This window comes from Amycolatopsis orientalis DSM 43388, assembly GCF_000411975.1.
GTDB classification, from domain to species: Bacteria; Actinomycetota; Actinomycetes; order Mycobacteriales; family Pseudonocardiaceae; genus Amycolatopsis; species Amycolatopsis orientalis_D.
In genome coordinates this window covers 339,008-354,895 of the sequence record NZ_ASXG01000196.1, presented here as the reverse complement: position 1 = coordinate 354,895, position 15,888 = coordinate 339,008, and the positions used below count along the sequence as shown (strand labels likewise).

General features: G+C 70.0%; 17 protein-coding genes. All 17 read right to left on the bottom strand.

What is annotated here, in order from left to right:
* Nucleotide 1: 1 nt before the first annotated feature.
* Nucleotides 2-772 carry an aspartate/glutamate racemase family protein gene (locus tag L942_RS41625; protein ID WP_037370849.1) on the bottom strand — a complete coding sequence of 257 codons (771 nt, stop codon included), beginning with the start codon at nt 770-772 and terminating at the stop codon, nt 2-4.
* A 17-nt stretch (nt 773-789) separates the two neighbouring features.
* Nucleotides 790-1,611, bottom strand: coding sequence for a GntR family transcriptional regulator (locus L942_RS41620; protein ID WP_037370848.1), 822 nt, complete (start codon nt 1,609-1,611; stop codon nt 790-792).
* Nucleotides 1,608-1,889: a hypothetical protein gene (locus L942_RS42435; protein WP_051166604.1), complete on the bottom strand. Its 282-nt coding sequence runs from the start codon at nt 1,887-1,889 to the stop codon at nt 1,608-1,610. The genes L942_RS41620 and L942_RS42435 overlap by 4 nt, the downstream gene beginning before the upstream one ends.
* Complete coding sequence (locus tag L942_RS41610) at nt 1,886-2,746, bottom strand: nitrilase-related carbon-nitrogen hydrolase (protein WP_037370847.1); 861 nt, start codon at nt 2,744-2,746, stop codon at nt 1,886-1,888. Before L942_RS41610 ends, L942_RS42435 begins: the two co-directional genes overlap by 4 nt.
* Complete coding sequence (locus L942_RS41605; protein WP_081655439.1) at nt 2,739-3,842, bottom strand: protocatechuate 3,4-dioxygenase; 1,104 nt, start codon at nt 3,840-3,842, stop codon at nt 2,739-2,741. Before L942_RS41605 ends, L942_RS41610 begins: the two co-directional genes overlap by 8 nt.
* Nucleotides 3,839-4,849, bottom strand: coding sequence for a hypothetical protein (locus L942_RS41600; protein WP_037370846.1), 1,011 nt, complete (start codon nt 4,847-4,849; stop codon nt 3,839-3,841). The genes L942_RS41605 and L942_RS41600 overlap by 4 nt, the downstream gene beginning before the upstream one ends.
* Nucleotides 4,850-4,874: 25 nt before the next feature.
* Nucleotides 4,875-5,666 carry an SDR family oxidoreductase gene (locus L942_RS41595; RefSeq protein WP_037370845.1) on the bottom strand — a complete coding sequence of 264 codons (792 nt, stop codon included), beginning with the start codon at nt 5,664-5,666 and terminating at the stop codon, nt 4,875-4,877.
* A gap of 2 nt (nt 5,667-5,668) precedes the next feature.
* Nucleotides 5,669-5,863 (bottom strand): ferredoxin, encoded by a 195-nt coding sequence (locus L942_RS41590; RefSeq protein WP_037370844.1) that lies wholly within the window; start codon nt 5,861-5,863, stop codon nt 5,669-5,671.
* Nucleotides 5,863-7,065, bottom strand: a complete 1,203-nt coding sequence (locus tag L942_RS41585; RefSeq protein ID WP_051166603.1) for an NADH-ubiquinone oxidoreductase-F iron-sulfur binding region domain-containing protein — start codon at nt 7,063-7,065, stop codon at nt 5,863-5,865. Before L942_RS41585 ends, L942_RS41590 begins: the two co-directional genes overlap by 1 nt.
* Nucleotides 7,065-7,676, bottom strand: coding sequence for an isochorismatase family protein (locus tag L942_RS41580; RefSeq protein ID WP_037370843.1), 612 nt, complete (start codon nt 7,674-7,676; stop codon nt 7,065-7,067). The genes L942_RS41585 and L942_RS41580 overlap by 1 nt, the downstream gene beginning before the upstream one ends.
* Before the next feature lie 2 nt (nt 7,677-7,678).
* Complete coding sequence (locus tag L942_RS41575; RefSeq protein ID WP_051166602.1) at nt 7,679-9,061, bottom strand: aromatic ring-hydroxylating oxygenase subunit alpha; 1,383 nt, start codon at nt 9,059-9,061, stop codon at nt 7,679-7,681.
* A 26-nt stretch (nt 9,062-9,087) separates the two neighbouring features.
* Entirely contained in the window at nt 9,088-9,597 is a 510-nt protein-coding gene (locus L942_RS41570; RefSeq protein ID WP_037370842.1) for an aromatic-ring-hydroxylating dioxygenase subunit beta, read from the bottom strand.
* Between the two features lie 74 nt (nt 9,598-9,671).
* The gene (locus L942_RS41565) at nt 9,672-11,597 is read right to left on the bottom strand and encodes an oxidoreductase (RefSeq protein WP_037370841.1); all 1,926 of its coding nucleotides are present in this window, start codon (nt 11,595-11,597) and stop codon (nt 9,672-9,674) included.
* 95 nt (nt 11,598-11,692) lie between these two features.
* On the bottom strand, nt 11,693-12,523 hold the full coding sequence (locus L942_RS41560) for an SDR family oxidoreductase (protein WP_037370840.1): 831 nt from the start codon (nt 12,521-12,523) through the stop codon (nt 11,693-11,695).
* Nucleotides 12,524-12,553: 30 nt separating this feature from the next.
* Complete coding sequence (locus L942_RS41555) at nt 12,554-13,330, bottom strand: SDR family NAD(P)-dependent oxidoreductase (protein WP_051166601.1); 777 nt, start codon at nt 13,328-13,330, stop codon at nt 12,554-12,556.
* Nucleotides 13,327-14,133: an SDR family oxidoreductase gene (locus tag L942_RS41550; RefSeq protein ID WP_037370839.1), complete on the bottom strand. Its 807-nt coding sequence runs from the start codon at nt 14,131-14,133 to the stop codon at nt 13,327-13,329. Before L942_RS41550 ends, L942_RS41555 begins: the two co-directional genes overlap by 4 nt.
* A 166-nt stretch (nt 14,134-14,299) precedes the next feature.
* Nucleotides 14,300-15,853, bottom strand: coding sequence for a purine-cytosine permease family protein (locus L942_RS41545; RefSeq protein WP_051166599.1), 1,554 nt, complete (start codon nt 15,851-15,853; stop codon nt 14,300-14,302).
* Nucleotides 15,854-15,888: the final 35 nt, after the last annotated feature.

Here is a 15,888-nt window from a genome sequence, read left to right as displayed (position 1 = left end):
GTCACGCTCCCGCCAGCAGCAGGCCCGCGTCCGGGACCACCGGTTCGAGGCCGAGAGTCGTCAACGTCTGCCATACCGTGGCCGTCGAGGCCGACAGCACCGGGATGTCGAACCGGTCCTGCACCGGCTGGATCGCGGGCAGCGAAGGCATCTGGACGCATGCGCTCAGCACCAGTGCGTCCACGCCGCGGGTGTCCACTTCGGCCGCCAAGTCGAGCAGCCGCGCCGGATCGAGCCGGCCGACCTTCAGATTGTCCGGCACGCCGAGCGAGATCGAGTCGTGCACCGCGATGTCCTCGGCCTCGATGTAATCGCAGACCAGCTTGGTCAGCGGCTCGACATACGGCGTGATCACCGAGATGCGGCGTGCGCCGACGTGTCGCAACGCGCTGATCAAGGCTCCGGCCGAGGACAGCACCGGGACATCCGACACGGTCCGCGCCCGGGCGCACCCGGCGAGCCGCGACTCGGACTCGCGGTGGTAGCCGGGGCCTTGCGCCATGATCGCGACCAGGCAGGCGTAGGCCATCACGTCGACGTCCGCGTCGCCGAGTTCGACCGCGCAGCGCAGCGAATCGTCGTCCATCGCCTTCAGCTCGGCCGGGGTCACGTGCTGCATGCGCATCCGGCTGGAGTGGAACGTGAACCGGTCGGGCCGCCTCGCTTCGCGGGCGCGCAGCATCGCCGGGATCTCGGTCTCCATGGTCGTGTTGGAACTCGGCACGATCAGGCCGACCCGGTGCGCGGCGGGCGCGGAAAGGGGGAAGGTCACAGGGGCCTCTCTCAGGGCTAGGTCTCCGACCTCGGCTCGTACACGAGGTTCGTGGTGGTGATCGCGGGCATCCGCGCGGCGTCCAGCCGCACCCAGCCGACGCGGGCGGGCCGCGCGACGCGGCCCTTCTCGTCGTGGTCGAGGGTGATGCCCTGGCCGCGCAGCGCGAGCAGCACGGCGTCGAACCGGTGGTCCGGGTCGATGTCGAGCACGAGCCCCAGCGCGGCGTCGAGCAGGTGGAATTCGAGGAGCTGGCGCACCAGGCCGGAATCGCGGGCGGCGATCGCGGCCAGGAAGGCCGCGTCGGTGCGCAGGATCTCCTCGGGCGCACGGGGGCGCGAGAAGTACGCCCGCTGGTGCCGGTAGATCATCATGTGCAGGGAACGGGTCAGTTCGGCGATCGCCGGCGGGTACCGCACCAGTGCCACGTCGTGGAAGTGCCGGTGGGCTTCCTGGAACTCCCGCGTGCGGTCGACGACCGCGGACATCCGGTCGAGGACCTCGCGCATCGCTTCGAGGTCCGCCTCGGTGAACTCGTCGACGAGTGCGGCGATCACCGGGGGCTCGACCAGCAGCCGCATCGCGTAGTGCTGCTCGGTGTCGGCGTTGGCGATCGGGGCCACCTGCATGCCCCGGTTGGCCTCGGACACGAGCAGCCCGTCGGCTTCCAGCCGGCGCAGCGCCTCGCGCAACGGGGTCCGGCTGACGTCCAGGTCCTCGGCGAGGTCGCGTTGGGACATCCGGGTCTTCGGCCCGTAGGTGCCTTCGATGATGCGTTCGCGCAGGATCTGGTAGATGTCGTCGACGGTGGTGCCCGCCCGGACCTTCGGCTCGGTCATCGCGCCTCCCCCTCGCCGGTCTCGACGTGCGAACCGAGACGGCGGGCGATCAACTCGGTGAACGCCTCCGGAGTGAGCGTGGAGATGATCTCCAGCTGCATGGCGTCGAGCAGGACCCGGTGGCCGTGCTTCGGCGTGGTCACCTCGAGCCGTTCCCCGTTGCGCGTGCGGACCTTCTGGATCCGGACGCCGGTGAACTCGTTGGCGATGCCGATCGGCTCCCCGACCGGCCGCACCGTCTCGTCCTCCGGCGCACGGGCGGTCTGCTCGTCGGTCATGGCTCCCCTCCTTGGTTCGCGGCGATCGTCACCGGCTGCCGCGAGTAGGCGCCGGGACGGACCCCGCGCAGCACCGGGAGCTTCGCTCTCGTTCGAGCCACCGTAGCGAGGTCGAGCCCGATCACCCGGCAGGCCAGCGGTGCGGTCCCCAAATCCGCGAGCACCTCGCCCCACGGACCGACCGCCAGCGCGTGCCCGTAGGTGGGGAACGCGTCGTCCGGCGCGCCCGCGACAGTCGCCGACGCGACCACGAACGCCGCGTTCTCGATCGCCCTGGCCCGCAGCAGGGTCTCCCAGTGCGCCTCCCCGGTGACGGCGGTGAACGCGGCCGGCACGAGCAGCACTTCCGCCCCGGCCGCGGCGAGTGCGCGGAACAGCTCAGGAAACCGGACGTCGTAACAGATCGTGAGGCCGATCGTGACGCCGCCGAGGCGCAGCAGCACGGGCTGGTCGCCCGCTCGCTCGACGCCGGAGGCTTCGAACGACTGCCCGCCGACGTTCGCGTCGAAGAGATGGATCTTGTCGTATCCCCCGGCGACCGTCCCGTCCGGACCGAACACGACCGCCGTGTTCCGCACGATCCCGTCGGCGCCGACCAGCTTCGCCCCGCCGAGCACCACTGGGACCCGCGCGGCCGCCGCGGCCGCGCCGAGCCGGGTCAGCTCCGGTCCGTCGAGCCGCATCGCCGCGGCCCGCATCTCGGTGTTGGTCCCCAGCATCAGGCCGTTCTCCGGCAGCAGCACCAGGTCGGCCCCGTCCGCGGCGCAGTCGGCCACGAGACGGCACGCGACGTCCAGATTGCGTTCGACGTCGCGCGTCGCGTGCCACTGCGTGAGGCCGATCCGGAGGCTAGTCATGGGCCGGGAGCAGCATGTTGACGACCGTCCATCCCCCGCCGGAGGCTTCCATCGGCTCGTAGGCGTACACCTCGCCGCGAATCCCCGGCCCGGCGAGCGCGAGCATGATCAGCCAGTTCAGGAACTCGTACTGCCCGTGGCTGAGCAGCGCGAACGGTTCGAGGTCGGCCAGTTCCAGCCCCCGCCCCTCCTGGAGCGCGCGGAGGATGTGGGTGTCGAACTCGACGTCCACCTGCCCGAAGTGCCCCGGGTCCAGCCAGTGCGAAAGACCTCCGGTGGCCAGGAACGCGACGCGTTTGCCGCTGCCGGCCACGACGTCGCGCAGGACCCGGCCGAACGCGCGCGCTCCCCACGGCGAGAACGTCCGCGCCGGCTGCGTGATGATCGGCACGACCGGCAGGTCCGGGCGGGGAAGCACCTGGCGCAGCGGGACGATCAGGCCGTGGTCGAGCTGCACCTCCGGCGCCGGTTCGACCTCCAGACCCGCCGCCCGCACCGCGGAAACGATCCGCTGGGCGAATCCGGGCTCGCCGGTGAGCGCGATGTCCAGGTCCGGGCGGCCGAAGAACTCCATCGACCCGGTGTGAGTCCCGGCCGTCCCGACGACGAACGCGCCGGTCTCGAAGCTCTGGAAGTGGCAGTCCGCGGTCGTCAGCAGGAGGTCCGGTTCGGCCGCCGCGAGCGCCTTGCCGAGCCGGGCGTAGCTGTCCGACAGCCGGTCGACGCCGTCCGCCGGGTCGATCTCCGGCCGCGCCAGCAAGTCCGGCACGTGCGAGCAGCCGCCCGCGAACACCAGCCCAGCCGGCACGTCCGGCGCGGGCAGCGGCGCGTCGCTCAGCGTGAACGCGCCGGAGCTGGCCGAGTCCCCGAGGTCGGCTTTGAACCACCGGCTGACCAGGATCGTGATCCCGTCGTTGACGCCGGCCGAGCGCAGCCGGTCGCGGTCGCCCTCGGCGATGCTGCGGGCCCATCCCGCGTCGAGGCCGACCGATTCCGCGACGCCTTCGGGGTCCGCCTGGAACGCCTCCAGCAGCGTCCGGTCGCGGGCCAGCCGCAGGATCGCCGCCTCGAGCCCGGCCCGGTCCACGGCGCTCACGATTCCGCCAGGACGCCGTCGACGGTCATCGCTTCGCCGTCGATCTCGACCGTGCACCCGCGCATCGGGATGTCCAGGTGGGCCGGGGTTTCCCGGCCGGCGAACCGGTTCGGGCCCGTCGACCACATGAAGTTGCCCGGCGTGGACCGCAGTTCCTGGCCGTAGAGCGAGCGCGGTTCGTAGACCTCGAACGCCGCCCAGTTCGCGATCGGGTGCAGGCCCCATCCCATGTGCGACACCGCGTAGACCTCCGGGTCCTGCCACGCCTCGAAATAGTCGCGCAGCACCTGGGCGTCGAGCCCGCCGTCGATGCCGGTGATGAAGCCGTTCTCGACGGTGAAGGCGACCTCGTCGCGAACGTACCGCTGCCACGGGATCAGCGCGTCGCCGGGTTGCAGGACGATGGTGCCCTGCGCGCTGCGGTCGCGCGGGAAGCACGCGACGAACCCGCTCGGCCAGTGGTCCCACCGGCCGGGTTCGTCCACGTAACCCCACTGGTGCGTCACCGGAAGGTCGTCGCCGCTGATGTCCGCGGTCAGGTCTGTGCCCGCTTTGCTGGTCACGCGCAGCTGCTTGCCGGCCTTCAGCTTGCGCCCGCCCGCTTCCACCCGCGCGCGCAGGTCTTCGTCGCCCATCAGCCGTTCGAGCACCGCGGCCGGTTCGGCGACGAACAGCATCCGCTTGCCGTTCCCGGTGATCCGGGTGCGGACGCTGGAGTGGATCAGCCCGCCGACGGTCACGTCGACCACGAAGTCCGCTTCCCCGGCCGCGGCCAGCAGTGCCGGGACCTCCCGGCCGTCGCCCTGGTACGGCGGCAGGGTCGGCTCGGACAGGCTCGACGCGGTCAGCACGAGAGCGCCCGCGCCGAGGTCTTGCGCCGCGCCGACCGCGGCGTCGACGTACTCCTGCTTCTTGCCGTGCTCGCTGATCACCGCGACGGTCTCGTCGGCGGTCAGGCGGCACCGCCGGAACTGTTCGACGAACAGCTGGCGAAGGCTTTTCGGCATGTGTTTTCCTTGTCTACTCGTGGTTTCAGAGCGTGGCCCGGACCGCGCCGCCGTCCAGCGACAACGCGTGCCCCGTGGTGAACGCCGAGCGGGGCGAAGCAAGAAACGCCACGGCGTCGGCGACTTCCTCCGGCTCGGCCCAGCGTCCGATGGGGATGGCGGAGACGACCTCGGCGATTTCCTCCTCGACCGTCGTGCCGTTGCGGTCGGCCTTCGCGGCCGCGATGTCGCGCATCCGGCCGGTGGCCGTCGCGCCGGGGAGCACCTGGTTGACGCGTACGCCGGCGCCGGCCAGTTCGACTGCGTATTGCTTGCTCAGCGACGAGATCGCCGACCGGAACGCGGCGCTCAGGCCTCCGCCCGCGGCGGGCTGACGGACCCAGGTCGAGGTGAGGAAGACGATGCTGCCGTCGCCGCGCTCGGCCATGTGCCGTGCCGCGGCACGGGACAGCTGCACGGCCGGGCGCAGCAGCGTGCGGTACCCGGTTTCCCAGTCCTCGTCGGACAGCTCGAGCACCGGGCTGATCTGGGGCCCCGGCGTGTTGCTGACGAGGATGTCGAGCGACCCGAACGTTCCGATCGCTTCCGCGACCAGCGCGGCGCCCGCACCGTCCTCGGTGAGATCTGCGGGCAGTTCCTGGACGCGAGTCGGTGCCTGCGCCCTGAGCCGTTCGGCCGCGTCCTTGAGCGCCGGGCCCGGACGCGAGCTGATCGCGACGCGGGCGCCTTCGCCGACGAGCCGCTCGGCGACCGCGTAGCCGATGCCTTTGCTAGCGGCGGTGACGAGGGCGGTTTTGCCGGCCAGTCCGAGATCCATGCTCAGTCCTCGACCCGGATCGCGGCCTCGGGGCACGCCGCCACAGCAGCACGAGCCTGGTCCTCGTCCCCGGCGGGCACCGTGCCGTCGCCGATCACCGCGCCGAAGCCGAACTCGTCGACCTCGAACACGGACGGGCAGGCTTCGGCACACGCGCCGTAACCGGAGCACTTTGTCGAATCGAGGAACGCTTTCATCAGGTGGCCCTTCCGGAAATAGACGGGGAAACCGGGACTTCGAGCAGCGGGAGACTGGTGCGGGCGAGGTTGGCGGCCCCGTCCAGGAACGCGCACGCTCCCTTCCCGCGCAGGCTGGTCCCCCACCGCCGCAGGTTGCCGAGGTCGGCTGCTTCCGGTGCGTGGTTGTCGATCCGCACGAGCGCCGCCGCGATCGCGTCCGTGCCCTTGCGGCACACGCCGCACTGTTGCGAGGACTCCTTCGCGTACCAACGGGCCAGGCGAGCGGCGACCGCGCCGACCCGTTCGTCGGCACCCAGCACGGTCACCGAGCCGCAACCAACGGCGGTCTTCGCCTCGGCCAGCGCGTCGAAACACCACGGCGTGTCGAGCACGTCTTCGGGGCGGGCGATACCGGCGAACCATCCGCCCATCAGCAGCCCTGGCGCGTCGGACGGATCGATACCGGCGCATTCGTCGAACAGCTCACGCAGCGTCGGACCGAACGGAACCTCGTACACCCCAGCGTTTCCGTCCGCATCAGTCAACGTGATCAAGGCGGTCCCGGGCGACGATTCGGTGCCGTACCGGCGGAACGCACCGGCACCGTGGCGGGCGATCCAGGCGGCGTGGACGAGCGTTTCGACATTGCTGACCAAAGTGGACAGTCCGTCGACACCCGCTTCGAAGACCCGCGGCGGTTTGGCTGTCGGCAAGGCCGGTCCGCCGTTGATCGCCCGGACGACCGCGCTCTCCTCGCCCGCCACGTACCGGTGATCGACCACGAAGATCTCCACCCGGGCAGCGACGCCGGGCGGCAGCTCCGCCAGCGCGCCGCGGACGGCTTCGACAGTCTCAGGATGCGCCAAGTAGATGATCGCCCGGTGCGCGCCGACTACGTCCGCAGCGACAAGCAGGCCGTCCAGCACCGCGTGCGGCCGATGGGTGAGCAGCCAGCGGTCCTTGAACGACGCGGGTTCGCCCTCTTCTCCATTGGCCACGACGACGCATCGGTCCGCCGCCGCGACCGTCCGCCACTTCACCGCGGCCGGAAACCCGGCCCCGCCCCGGCCGCGCAGCCTGGCGCGCACGAGCTCGTCCAGCACCTTCGCGGGGTCGACCGCGGTATAGGCGTCCGGTTCCTCGGTCGCGCTCAGCCGTCGCGTCGCCGAAGCGCCGACGACCAGGCGAGGCTCGATGCCCGGATAGATCCCTGCCCGCATCAGGCCGCCTCCAACCGGTCGCAGAGGTCCGCGAGCGCGACCACGTCGGCGTATTTCGCTTGCAGGTCAAACAGATTCGCTTCGTGCGCACCGGCGTGCCGGTCGCCGACGCACTCGCGCGGCACCACCGTGCGGTACCCGGCCATGCACGCGTCGACCACCGTCGCCCGCACGCAACCGGACGTGGTCGCACCGGCGACGATCACGCTGTCCGCGCCCAGCGACACCAGCAGCGCGGCCAGCCCGGTCCCGCCGAAGGCCGACGCGGTGCGCTTCACGACCAGCGGCTCCTCCGGCCGCCGAGCCAGCCGTTCGTCCACTGCGACGGCCGCCGAACCCTCGACCAGACAGTCGAGAGCGGGCATCTTCTGCCGCCACACCCGCCCTTCCGCACCGTCCTCGGCGAACGCGATCGTCGTGAAGACGACCGGCAGCGCCGTCGCGCGCGCCCGGTCGAGCAACGAGCGCGTCGCGGCGACAACCTCGTCGAGGTCCGCGCCGGGCGGGTAGGCCGGGTCGGTGAACCCGGCGACGAGGTCGACGACCACGACCGCCGGGCGCGCGCCGATCCCGACCGCTCCGCCGAACAGCGCAGCGTCATAGGCGCGCATCGTCACTCGTCCTCGAACGTGAGCGAGGGCCAGGAGCCGGGTTCCGCGGTCATCATGGCGTGGTAGAAGCGGAACAGGTTGCGCTGCACGCCTTCCTCGTACCGCGTCCAGTACACCGTTCCCGGCCCGGGCCATTCGCTCACCGGATGCGCGATGCCGATGCCGGGCATGCCCATCTGGTAGTTCAGCTTCAGCCCGAGCACCTCGGCCGCGGTCGAACGGCCGGTGCGCCCCACCGTGATCCACGGTTCGGTATCGTCCATTTCGAACGCTCCGCCCATCGAGAACGTGCCTAGGCCGGCGCGGTACGAGCGGTCCTTCTCCTCGGGCGTCATGTTCTTGTAGCCGAGGAACCAGTTCCAGATCTCGAATTTCGACTCGCTGACCGGCTGCCACACCCGGACGGTGAGCACCGCGGTCGGCGGATAGTGCGATCCGTCCTCGGTCATCGGGAGCGCGAGGATCGAGAAGTTCGGGAAGACGTTGCCGACGAACACCCGCGAACGGCGGGCGACGTCGAGCTGATGGTCGCTGATCCGGTCGCTGGTGAAGGAATTCGCGAGCCGTTCCGGGAAGCCGAAGAACCGCGGACCGGGCTCGTCCTGGTCCGGCGCCATGGAGAACGAAAGGGAATGCCCGGGCGAGGCCTGGATGTGGTAGCCCATCATATTGGCGGCGAACGGCACGGGGAACGCGCCGATCTCCCACACTGACTTGTGCAGGGTGCCCAGGTGGTAGTCGTCGCCCGAGAAGTTGTCCGCGCCGGACTTCCAGTTCGCGTCGATGACGAACCGCTGCGGCGCGCCCAGCACTTCCACGCCATGCTCGTTCAGCCCGAAAACCAGGTCTAGGTACCACGCCATCCCGCCGAGGTATTCCCGCAGCGGCGGCGCGCTCTCGTCGAGCGTGGCGAACACGAGCCCGTGGTAGCTCTCGACTTTCGCCGCGCCGACGAGCCCGTTCTTGGACTTGTCCATGCCGCCGAACGCGTTCTTCCACAACGGGGCGCCGACGAGATTGCCCTTGGTGTCGTAGGTCCAGCCGTGATACGGGCAGCGGAAGTGCGACGTATTGCCCGCGTCCGCACGGCAGATCTGCACGCCCCGGTGGCGGCACGCGTCGAACAGGACGTTCACGCCGCCGTCCTCGTCGCGCACGACGACGAAGTAGTCCTCGCCGATCTTGCGCAGGACATAGTCACCTTTCGCGGCGATCTCGGACTCGTGCGCGAGATACACCCAGCAGCGGGCGAAAATGTTGCGCTTCTCGCGCTGGTAGAGCTCGGTGTCGCCGTACAGCGTCGCCGGAATCTCGCCGGACGGGAGCCCTTCGGCGAGTTCGGCCAGGATGCGGTCCGCCGTCGAAGGAGGCGTCGTCTGGGTCATCGCGGAATGCCTTCCCTGGGGCCGGATCAGAAGAAAATGGACAGGTTGTGGGTGCCGATGGCGGTCAGGTCGAGCAGCATCCGCCGCTCGAGCAGGCGCAGCACGCCGTCCTCGCGGCGCAGGACGTCCCAGCGCTCGCCGGACAGCATCTGCGGAACGACTCCGTCCTGCCGGGTGCGGTAGACCAGCAGATTCGTCCGCGCCCGGACCAGCCCGTCAGCGTCCTCGCGGACGCGCAGGTTGGTGACGAAATGCCGGATCCGCGACGGCGGGTCCTCCGCCCAGGCATATTGCGTCTCGTTCCGCGCGACCCGGGTTTCGAGCGACCCGTAGCGCTCGTCGAGGTGGTAGGTGCCGTCGACCCAGCCCGCCCCCCGAGCGCGTTCGACCGTCTGCCGCAACGGGACTTGGTACACGATGTCCTTGCTCACCATCGTCTCGAGCCACTTGCGCTCGAAACCGTCGTCGAGAAGCTCAGCCTCGGCGTACATCCAGTCGCGAATCTCCGCGTGGAGATCGGAGGTGGGGCCACTCATGCGGATTCCCTTCGCCGGTTACCAGTCACCATAGTGGATACACTTTTGGATGCCAACCCTTCGTGCTCTGGTCTTCAGAGCCGGCGAGCGGCGAAGAACGAGCTGTGCAAGGCGTCGAGGATGCGCCCGGGACGCTCCGCGGAGCCGACGACGGACACTTCGATTCCCGCTGAAGCCAGCGCCTCCGGCAAGCCGGCGTCGCGCTGTTGCCGGCCGAGCGCCAGCACGACGACATCCGCCGCCACCTGCTCGCGCCCAGCCAGCAACACGCTCCCGTTCCGGATCTCCGTCACCTCCGCGGCGAGCCGAACGGACAACCCTTCCTCCGCAAGGCGCGACGGCAGGTGGAGCACGTCGTAGACGACCTCGTCGCCGGTCAGGAGCCGGTCGCCGCGTTCGAGCACCGTGATCTCGGCCCCGTCCGCTTCGGACAGGCGCAGGGCGGTTTCGACGCCTTGGAAGCCGCCGCCGACGATGACCACCCGGCAGCCCGCCGCGGCCGCGGCTAGCGCGTCCTGCGCCCGGACCACGTTCGCGCCGTCCGCGATGTCGCCCGCGAACGGCCGATCGGCAGCGCCGGTGGCGACTACCACGCCGGCATACCCTTGCCCGGCAAGCGATTCCGCCGTCGCGGTCTCGTAGACGACTTTGATCCCGCGACGGTCGACCTCGTGTACCAGGTGCCGCAGCAGCCCGGCGATGTCCTGTTTCACCCGTGCGCCCTCCGCGTGATTGAGCAGGCCGCCGAGCCGGTTGCTCTCGTGGAGAGTGACCTCGTGGCCGCGATCATGGAGCACCGCCGCTGCCTTCAACCCCGCCGGTCCGCCGCCGACGACAGCGAACCTGCGCGAGGTCGCGGCCGCGACGACCGGATAGCGCCCCTCCTCGCCCATGTTCGGGTTCACTGTGCAACCCGTGCTGCGGCCAGCGTCGAGACCGCGGAAGAGACAGCCGTCGTTGCACCGGATGCACGGCACGATCTCGAGCACGCGGCCGGTCCGCGCTTTTTCCGCCCACGCGGGGTCGGCCAGCATCGCGCGGCCCAGCGACACGAGATCGGCACTGCCCGCGGCGAGGATTTCCTCGGCGAGCTCAGGCGAGACCAGCGAGCCGGAGGCGATCACCGGAATCCCGACCTCCGCACGGATGGCCTCCCACCCCCAGCGATGCGGCTGGCGAGGCATGTCCCAGCTGCTGACCTCCCATTCCATCCGGGCGTGATGACCGCCCGAAGCGTGGATCACGTCGACCCCGCGCTTCTCCAGCTCCGCGCACAGCGCCACGGTCTCCTCGCCGGTGATGCCGTCCGGTTCGTAGTCGCTCACCGAAACCCGGAAGCTCAGCGGGAACTCGCGCGGCAGCCGGCGCCGCACTTCCTCGGCGACCTCCAGCACGATCCGCCGCCGGTTCTCCGCGGAACCGCCGTACTCGTCCTCGCGGTCGTTCGTGTGCGGAGAAAGGAAATTCGTCAGCAGATACCCGTGTCCGGCATGGATTTCGACCAGGTCGAAGCGCGCCCGCCACGCGCGCTCCGCGGCATCGCCGAACGCCCGTACGACGCCGTGGATCTCCTCCGCCGTCATGGCTTGCGGCCGGTTGCCGTATTGCCGCTCGACGTAGTCCCACGACGAGGTCGAAGCGGACTTGAGCGGGGTGGTGCCGAGGAACTTCTGGCGGCCGCAGTGCACCAGCTGCAGACCGATCCGCGCGCCGGTCGACTTCACCTCGTCGGCGAGCCAGCCCAGCCCGGCCACGTGGTCGCGGCGGCTGATCCCGGTCTGCCCGTGAATGGATTTGCTGGCGTCGTCGTCGACGTAGGTGTATTCGACCATGACCAGCCCGGCGCCGCCCTCGCCCAGCGCGCGGTAGTGGTTCACGGTCCGCTCGGTCACCGTCCCGTCCGGATTGGCCGTCGCGGTGGTCTGCGGTGATTTCACCACCCGGTTGCGCAGCTCGAGCGAGCCGATCCGGGCGGGGGCGAACAGGTGCGGGAACTCCATGGCAACTCCTCGTTCAGGCGGGGCGAACACTGGCTGCGGCGAGCGGACAACGAGTCCGGTGGCTTTTCCGTGGTTGCTTGGCTTCGCGGCGCTTGTCAGCCCTCCCGGCCGATCCGGTCGACGTCCAGGCGGGAGCCGCCCGAGGGCGCGCCGATGCCGCGAATCCCGAAGCCGCTGTCGGCCCAGAGGCACTCTCCGGTCACGACGCGGGCCCGGTCGGAGGCCAGATAGACGAAGCCTGCGCCGTAGTCGCGCGGCTCGGGCACGAATCCGAGCGGGATGACCTGCTCCGCACCGGGCAGCACCGCGTCGATCGGTTGCTGGCCGAGGCTGCGAAGCCCCTCCATGCGCGTTCTGGCCACGCCGATCGCGACCCCGTTGACCCGGATGCGCGGTGCAAGTTCCCAAGCCAGGCCGCGGACGATCCCGGCGTCCGCGTGCTTGCTCGACACATAGAGAACGCCGTCGTCGACTGCCCGGAAGCTGGCGATGGAGCAGCTGAACACCATGGCCGGACCGTCCGATCGCAGCAACGGGCCCAGCGCGGCGCGCGCGCCCAGCAAGTAGGCTTTGACGTTGATGTCGAACATTTCGTCCACTGCGGATTCGAGCCGTTCCAGCGGAATCTCCGACAGCAGCAGATTTCCCGCGCCGACCCCGGCGTTGCCGACGAATACGTCCAGCCGGCCGAAGCGTTCCGTTGTCGCCGCTACCGCGCGCTGGTTGTCCGCGAGCAGTTCGACCGATCCGGCAACGGTCAGCAGCTCGTCGCCGCCCAGCCCGGCCTCGAGCCGCGCGAGCCCGTCGGCGTCCCGGTCGAGGACGGCCACGCGCGCTCCTTCGTCCAAATAGGACTCGACGACCGCGCGGCCGATGCCGTTGGCGCCCCCGGTGACGAGAGCGACCTTGCCGTCCAGCATTCCCATGTGCGCTTCTTCTCCTTTGGGCAGCCCGCGTCAGGACGAGACCGCGGCTCCGTTGACATCGATCACCGCGCCGGTCAGAAAGCCCGCGCTGCGCGAAACCAGCGCCGGCACCAGATCGCCGATTTCGGCCGCGCGGCCGAGCCGGCCGACCGGAATCCGCGCGGCGAGATCCTCCTCGCGCTGGCCGGAGGATTCGAGGTAGTCCGCCAGGTGCTCGGTCCGGATGGTCCCGGGATTGAGCACGTTCGCGGTCACCCCGTGGTGCGCGACCTCCGCGGCGAGCTGCCGGGTGAATCCGACCAGCCCCGATTTCGCCGCCACGTACGCGGCCGAGTTGCCGAGCTGCGGAGCAGTGGCGGCGACCGTCCCGATGTTCACGATCCGGCCCCAGCCGTTGTCGATCATGGGCGGCAAGAAGTCCCGGCACAGCAGAAACGGCAGAGTCAGATTGAGCCGGAGCTGCTCCTCCCACTCGGCCCGGGTGGTGTCGAGGGTCCGAGTCGGTTCCAGGAATCCGCCCGCGTTGTTGACCAAAATGTCCGCACGGCCGCAATCCCGCAACAGCTCGTGCCGTGCTCCGGCCTCGCTGAGGTCCCCGGCGAATCCGCGGGCACCGGTCAGTCCCTCGTGGTGCAAGGCATCCACCGCGGCAGCGACGCCTTCGCAGGAACGCCCGCATACGAACACGCGCGCGCCGTGGCGCAGCAGCGCCCGGGCGATCGCTGCCCCGATCCCCTGACGTCCCCCGGTGACGACGGCGGTAAGCCCGGTCAGCGAATGCGCGGGAGCCGAGTCGACGGCGGTCACTGCGCGCTCTCGACGACGACGCGGCCGCCAGGGCGGGCGATGCCGCGCACGGCGAGGCCGCTGTCGGCCTGCACGAGGCTGCCGGTCATCACCCTCGACTCGTCGGACGCGAGCAGAACGAACACTCCCGCATAGGCGTCGACGTCGGGAATCTCTTGCAACGGCAGTGCCGATCGCGTCCCGTCCAAGACCGAGTCAGTCGCGCCTTGTCCCAGCGCGGCGGTGCCCTTCAACCGAGTCGGCGCGACGCCCGGCGCCACGCCGTTGACCCGGATGTCTGGGGCCAGTTCGTACGCGAGCTGCCGGATGATGCCGAGCACTGCGTGTTTGGACGGCGTATAGAGCGCGCCGCCGCCGGCGGCGTTAGTGCTCGCGTACGAACCGGTCAAGATCACCGATCCCCTGGACTCCGTCAAGGCGTCCAGGCACGCTCGCACCCCCAGCAACGGAGCCAGCACGTTGACCCCGAAGACCTCGCCGAACGCACGCGGCAGGTCAGCACCGGGCACCGACTCCAACGGGACAGCACCGTCGGTGATGCCCGCGTTCCCCACGAAGCAGTCGATCCGCCCCCAGCGCCGCAGTGCGGCGCCCGCGGCCTCCGTGTTCCCTTCCCAGGTGCTGACATCCGCCACCACCGGCAGCACCCGGTCGCCGAAATCGGACTTGGTTTCCTCGACGGTCGCCGAGAGGTCGACCGCGACGACTCGCGCGCCCTCGCGCACGAATCTCGCCACTGTCGCCCGGCCGATGCCCGCCCCGGCACCGGTGGAGACAACGACCTTGCCGTCCAGCACTCCCATGGTCATCCTTTCCGCGGCCAGGCCGCGAGTCGTGGCCGCACCGGCGTCCGGCGGTTGCCCGGGCGCTCTGCACGGCGTCGGCACTGGGCCGGTTCCCGGAACGAGGGACGGCCGCCGGGAGGTCCGGCCGGTTTCCCTTGCCCCGCACGGCTTGCGGACACCGCGGTCAGCTCCGGCGAGCCGTCGCGCAGGCGTCGCAGATCGGGGCGTTCCGTGCGTTGGGGTCCCGGTCCATCTCCAGCACCACATAGGACTTCTCGCAGCGATGGCACTCGAGCCAGGTTCCGCCCGGGTCCGCCACCTCGAGACGCGGATCAGGCCCGGACCGGGGCATGCCGGTCCGCGTCTTGAGCACGAGGGCGTATCCGGGAACGCTCACCACGACTGCCGCCAAGGGCGCCGCCGCCTTCAGCCACGGGACCACCCAGGTGGCCTCCGTCAGCAGGATGCCGACCGCCGACGACAACACCCAGATCCCCAATCCCCAGGTGACCGCGGGAAGCCGCCGGGCGCGGAACTCCGGTCCGCGCGCCCGGTCCGACGGCACCAGCGCGTAGTGCGTCACCATGATGCTGACCCAGCTGACGAAGAACACGCCTTGCCACGCCAGTGCCCGCTGGAGATAGCTGAACACGTCCGTGAGCATCATCAGGAACGCCAGGCCGGTCACCACGACGACCAGGACGAGCCGATGGATCCGCACGCCGAACACGGTGTTGAGCACCCGGCGCAGATTGGAGGACGCCTGGTAGTAGTTGAGGCTGTTGATCCTGGTCTGCGACACCACGATCAGGACGAGCCCGCCGACCCCGAGCGTGGCCAGCAGCGCTTGCACCACCCCGGTTTCGGCCGTCGGGTCCTGCGGCAGGACGGTGCGGACCAGGAATATCCCGACCACGCCGTTGACGGCGAACAGCCAGACGTAGAACGGCCAGGTGAACGTCACCCGGCGATGGAACTTCCGGTCGGCGGGCCGGGCCAGCCGAGCGAAGTCCACGGTCGTCGGCATCGTCAGGTAGATGCCCATGTACAAGATCGCTCCGAGCAGCCAGCCGGGCAGCGCGCGCGCCTGGTCCGGCACGACCCCGGCGAAGCCCAGCCAGGCCGTGCCCGGGACCCGGACTGCGGCCACGACGACGGCGGCGACGATGCCGGCGACGTACAACGGCAAGAGGATCGAGTTCAGCCTCGCCATCCAGGTCTGGACGCTGCCGAGCATCAACGGCAGCATGCACACCGCGACGATCGCGTACCAGACCCGGATGTCCCATCCCGGCGTGTAGTGCTGGAAGGCGACGGCGAGCGTGCTGCTCTCGAAGACGGCGTAGTAGGTCGTGTTCGCAGCGATGAGCAGGGCGGTAAGAGATGCGCCGTACGCCCCGAACATCCGTCTCGAAAGCAGTGTGCTGTTGAGGCCGCTGCGCATGCCCCACCGCGCGAAGACGGCATTGATCAGCGAGTAGCTCGCCACGGACACGGCGATCGCGATCAGGGCGTCGCGGGTTCCGTACAGGCTGCCGACCAGTGCTCCGTAGAACAACCAGACCATCGCGCTCAGCAGCGACCAGAAAGACATCGTCAACTGCCAGCGGCCTACGCGGGCGGTGACGGGGACGAGGTGGTTGCTGTAGTCGTCGGCTCGCTGTTCGGCGACCACGTCCGGATCGTCGGTCGAGCGAGTCCGGAGGACCGGCAGCAAGGGGCTGTTGGCGGCTGACATAGCGCCTCCCGCGAAAAGTGAACACAGAAGTGTAT